Origin of the sequence: Arthrobacter sp. Hiyo1, assembly GCF_001263615.2 — a bacterium.
GTDB lineage: Bacteria > Actinomycetota > Actinomycetes > Actinomycetales > Micrococcaceae > Arthrobacter.
Genome location: NZ_DF952469.1, coordinates 62,266 through 66,674 on the forward strand (window position 1 = coordinate 62,266; position 4,409 = coordinate 66,674).

The 4,409-nt window shown below is 62.6% G+C and carries 6 protein-coding genes and 1 pseudogene; 1 reads left to right on the plus strand and 6 read right to left on the minus strand.

Annotated elements, in window-relative coordinates; genetic code table 11:
- The 4 genes and pseudogenes from AHiyo1_RS24465 to AHiyo1_RS04950 all read right to left on the minus strand — a co-directional run.
- Positions 1 to 693: pseudogene (locus tag AHiyo1_RS24465) on the minus strand (hypothetical protein); the annotation flags it as partial.
- 128 nt (positions 694 to 821) lie between these two features.
- Positions 822 to 1,412, minus strand: coding sequence for a regulatory protein RecX (locus AHiyo1_RS04940; protein ID WP_253257165.1), 591 nt, complete (start codon positions 1,410 to 1,412; stop codon positions 822 to 824).
- Positions 1,413 to 1,476: 64 nt separating this feature from the next.
- Complete coding sequence (gene recA, locus AHiyo1_RS04945; protein ID WP_059387807.1) at positions 1,477 to 2,526, minus strand: recombinase RecA; 1,050 nt, start codon at positions 2,524 to 2,526, stop codon at positions 1,477 to 1,479.
- 241 nt (positions 2,527 to 2,767) lie between these two features.
- A complete protein-coding gene (locus AHiyo1_RS04950; RefSeq protein WP_059387808.1) occupies positions 2,768 to 3,007 on the minus strand; it encodes a DUF3046 domain-containing protein in 240 nt (79 codons plus the stop codon).
- Between the two features lie 41 nt (positions 3,008 to 3,048).
- Between AHiyo1_RS04950 and AHiyo1_RS04955 the strand changes: the two genes are divergently transcribed.
- Positions 3,049 to 3,546, plus strand: coding sequence for a MarR family winged helix-turn-helix transcriptional regulator (locus AHiyo1_RS04955; protein WP_059387809.1), 498 nt, complete (start codon positions 3,049 to 3,051; stop codon positions 3,544 to 3,546).
- 72 nt (positions 3,547 to 3,618) lie between these two features.
- On the opposite strand, the gene AHiyo1_RS04960 is transcribed toward AHiyo1_RS04955, so the two are convergent.
- Together AHiyo1_RS04960 and AHiyo1_RS04965 are read right to left on the minus strand one after the other, a co-directional pair.
- Positions 3,619 to 4,071 carry a helix-turn-helix domain-containing protein gene (locus tag AHiyo1_RS04960; RefSeq protein ID WP_059387810.1) on the minus strand — a complete coding sequence of 151 codons (453 nt, stop codon included), beginning with the start codon at positions 4,069 to 4,071 and terminating at the stop codon, positions 3,619 to 3,621.
- Positions 4,072 to 4,203: 132 nt separating this feature from the next.
- The coding region (locus AHiyo1_RS04965) for a CinA family protein (RefSeq protein ID WP_148667471.1) at positions 4,204 to 4,409 on the minus strand (206 nt) is incomplete at its 5' end.

Sequence of the window (4,409 nt, forward strand, 5' to 3'; positions counted from 1 at the left end):
CGCGAGTTGGGCCACCATGGTCTTTCGCTGGCCGTCCGTGGCGGCCACGCTGTCTTCGGCTGCCCGCCTTGCAGACTCTGCGGCCTGGGCCTTTGCCGCGGCATCGCTGTCCAACTGGGCCAGCACATCGCGGGCGGCTTGTTCCTGGGCGGTTGCGGCGGCAGATGCCCGGGACGCGCTCAGGGCATCATCGTGCAGCTTCGCCGTACGATCCAGGACCCTGTTCAGCAAGGCGAAATTTTGAATGTTGTCCGGCGCGATGGCGGCGTTCGCAAGGGACCAGGGACCGGGATCGAAGCCGCCCGACTCGTATGCCTGGACCACCAGGGAGGACGTGGCCTTTCTCAAGGAATCCGCTTTTGCCTTGGCCTGTTGGGACGCCTCGGCCAGTTTCTGGGTGACTGCCTGCTGGTGCAGCAGGGCGTCATGGGCCTTGGCGTACTCAGTTCCGGCCTTGATGGCCGCCGCGCCGAGCTCTCCGGATTTCTGTTGAAGTCCAGCCAATAACTGGTTGATGCGGTCTACTTCGGCGCTTGCGGCAGCCTCGTTCCCTTGGGCTTGCTGTACTTCTGCCCAGCTGGGATAGCCCGACGGCGGGGCATCGTCGTCCGCCGAAGCCGGGCCTGCTTGGAGAAGCGACGCGACAAGCAAGGGCACAATGATTGCCGAAAGCCGTAGCGACAACGGATTCATTGGATCTGACCTGCCTCCCGACTCGGAACACTAGTCCAGAACCTTAGCCGACAGGCACCCAGAAGCCACCCAACCCCGCCGCCGGGGACAATACTCACAGGCAGCTCTCAGTTTCTCCGAGACACCGTTTAGCCGATGTCCTCTGCTTCAGGACCGCCTGCTTCAGGACCGTGTGCTTCAGGACCGCCGTACTCTCCGGCGCCATAGGAGCCAGGCTCCTGCGCCAAGGTTTCGTCCAAGACCTCGCCGACAATCCGGAATGCCGTGGATGGCTGGTAACCCTTGCGGGCAAGCATCGACGCGAGCCGCCGGGTTTGCTTGTCCCGCTCGGCCCTGTCGGAAAGGTCCGTCCCGGCCCGCAAACGGCGTGCGACCAGATCCCTGGCCGCGTTCCGCTCGTCGTCGTCACTCACTTGCGCGAGCGCCTGCTCCGCGGTTTCAGTGTCGATGCCTTTGTCCGCCAATTCGCGCCTCAAGGCACCCCGGGCGAGTTTCCTCGACTGGGAACGGCTGCGGACCCACATCTCGGCGAAATCGGCGTCATCAATGAGCCGGACTTCCTCGAAGCGGTCCAGCACGGCTTCGGCCACCTCCTCCGGCACGTTCCGTTCGGCCAGTTTGCGGGCAAGCTGAAGCCTGCTCTTGGGCGAGTTGGTCAGTTGCCGCAAAACAATGGACCGGGCTACCGATTCCGGATTGGCCTCAGGGTCCGCCGCCACGGACGAATCCGCAGACGGGCCCCACGACCGGGAAGAACTTGAGGAACGGGAGCGGCCCTGGCGCTTAGCCGTCAACGGCCTTCAGCTTCGGAGATTTTTCGGCTTCGGCAGGCTTGACTACTCCGACGCCAAGCTTCTCCTTGATGAGCCGCTCGAGGTCCGCAGCCAACTCCGGGTTGTCCCGCAGGAAACGGCGCGAATTCTCCATACCCTGGCCCAGCTGGTCACCGTCGTAAGTGAACCATGAACCGGACTTCTTGATGATGCCGTGCTCGACGCCCATGTCGATGATGCCGCCCTCGCGGGAAATACCCTGGCCGTAGATGATGTCGAACTCCGCGATCTTGAAGGGCGGAGCCATCTTGTTCTTGACGATCTTGGCCTTGGTCCGGTTACCTACCGAATCCGCGCCTTCCTTCAGCGTCTGGATACGGCGGACGTCGATGCGGATGGACGCGTAGAACTTCAAGGCCTTGCCACCGGTGGTGGTCTCCGGGGAACCGAAGAAAACGCCGATCTTCTCGCGGAGCTGGTTGATGAAGATGGCAGTCGTCTTGGTCTGGCTCAGCCGGCCGGTGATCTTACGCAGGGCCTGGCTCATAAGGCGGGCCTGGAGGCCGACGTGGGAGTCGCCCATTTCGCCTTCGATTTCAGCGCGGGGAACCAATGCGGCGACGGAGTCGATCACGACGATATCCAAGGAGCCGGAGCCGATCAGCATGTCCATGATCTCCAAGGCCTGCTCACCGGTATCCGGCTGCGAAACCAGCAGCGCGTCGGTATCGACGCCCAGTTTCGCCGCGTACTCGGGATCGAGGGCGTGCTCGGCGTCGATGAAGGCTGCGATGCCGCCCTGGCGCTGGGCGTTGGCCACAGCGTGAAGCGCGACGGTGGTCTTACCCGAGGATTCCGGGCCGTAGATTTCCACGATACGGCCGCGCGGCAGGCCGCCAATTCCCAGGGCGACGTCCAAGGCGATGGAACCAGTGGGAATGACTTCGATGGGCGCACGGATATCGTCACCCAAGCGCATGATGGAGCCCTTGCCGAATTGCTTGTCGATTTGGGCAAGCGCTGCCTCGAGCGCCTTCTCACGATCCTGGTTTGCCGCCATGGTTCACACCTCTGATGCTTTCTCGCTGTGGACTGGCCTGAACGGCCGCTTTCCTGTCTCATCCGACGCTAGTACGAGCCGCTGACAATTTTGTGTGCGACTTCGTCTATGTGGACAACTACGGGCTTCGAATGACACGGAAACCGCTCCGTCAGGACCAATTTTCCTCTGATAGGAGCATAGCCTCATCCGAACAGATATTCGAACAAATTTGTGGGCGTGTCCGTCCAGGAACCGGAACTCAGAACGTCCGGGAACCCTTATCGGCGGGCTTGATATCCCTGCCGAGCCGTCGCTCCGGCGGAACGTCCTGGACGTCGCACAGGGCAAGCCAGACGTCGCGGGGGCTGTAGCCCGCTGCCAAGGCGTCGTCTGCCGTCCGTCCGCCGACGCCGGCCAATACAAGGGAGCTGCTGAGGACCCGGGAGTAGCCGGCCCCGAATTCATCGTCCATCAGCCGCCAGAAGTCACTGATCCGCACCAATAGAGTCTCTCATGGGAGCGGACTCTAGAATGGTTGTCATGAGCAACACTCCCGACGACGCGCCAGAGATGGTGGAGGTTGGCGACAACGTCGACGCCGCCCTCCAGCAGGTGGAACACCAGCTGAGCATGTTCTGGCGACGCGCACGATCGCTGTCCCACCAGTTGTCCCGCCAGGTCCATCCCGACATGGAACCAGCCGCCTACGGACTGCTGACGATCATCCGGAAAGAGGGGCCAATCCGCCTCACGGAGCTCGCCTCGTGCATCGGCGTCGGGAAGCCATCGGTGAGCCGCCAGATCGCGTTCCTGGAAAGCATCGGCATGGTCTACAAAGAGGCCGACCCTCAGGATGGCCGCGCACAATCCATCCGGCTCACCCCCAAGGGCGAAGAAAAGATGCACCAGGTCCAGGACGCACGCCGGCAGGTGTTCCGGGAACGCCTGGGTGAATGGCCGCTGGAAGAAATCCAGACGCTTGCTGACTACATTGAACGGCTCAACACCGCGTATGGCGAAGGTATCGGCAAGGACTGACCTCGCCAGGCCACAAAAGCCCAAGAAGGAGGGCCTCCAGCTGGAGGCCCTCCTTCTTTACTTCAGGTCCGCCTAGCGGGCTCCGGAGAGCATGCCCTGGGTGAAGTCGTCGTTCAGTTCGGCGCTGAGCTCGCGATCGAGATCGCGGCCATAGCGCTGGGCGAATTCCTGCGGGACGGTGTCCGGAACAGCGACGCCTTCGGCGACGGCAACCCGGTCACTGACCTCGCGGAGCATGCCGGACAACGGAACGTCCAGGGCCGAGCAGATCGAGGACAGCAGCTCTGAGGATGCTTCCTTCTGGCCGCGTTCAACTTCGCTCAGGTAGCCAAGGGAAACGCGGGCGCTGTGCGAGACTTCGCGGAGCGTACGGCCCTGGCGCTGGCGGACATCGCGCAGGACATCACCAATTTCGTGACGCAGTACAACCATTTTGCGCTCCTTCTGTTCGCTCGGTGCCTTCTCGGCCAAGCCCACATCCTTCCAGCGGACAACGCCGTTTATGGATACGGGCTGCTTAACCATCTGTATCGCCTTGCTCCCTCGTGAGGCCGGTTCACCTTGCGGGTGCACCGGTTGTTTTTTACATCCTAGGCGCCCCGGCCATTCCGGGGCGACACAATGTAACAACTATTGGGCCGCTGTTTTTGTTCCCGGCTACTTTACGTGCGGTAAGTCGGCATGGACAAGGCACTCCAACAACCGCTCCAGTGCGGCCGCGGTCGCCTGCGCACGGATACTTGGGCGATCTCCCCGAAAGGAGTAGGCATGGGCCGCAGTTCCGCCCTGCGTGGCGACGCCAATGAAGACGGTGCCAACCGGCTTCCCGTCATGCGGCAAAGGTCCCGCAACCCCCGTCGTGG

Bases quoted from the DNA above. Each gene is read 5' to 3' on its own strand.
- recA (WP_059387807.1), bottom strand. From the start codon at position 2,526: ATGGCGGCAAACCAGGATCGTGAGAAGGCGCTCGAGGCAGCGCTTGCC.
- AHiyo1_RS04955 (WP_059387809.1), top strand. From the start codon at position 3,049: ATGAGCAACACTCCCGACGACGCGCCAGAGATGGTGGAGGTTGGCGAC.
- AHiyo1_RS04960 (WP_059387810.1), bottom strand. From the start codon at position 4,071: ATGGTTAAGCAGCCCGTATCCATAAACGGCGTTGTCCGCTGGAAGGAT.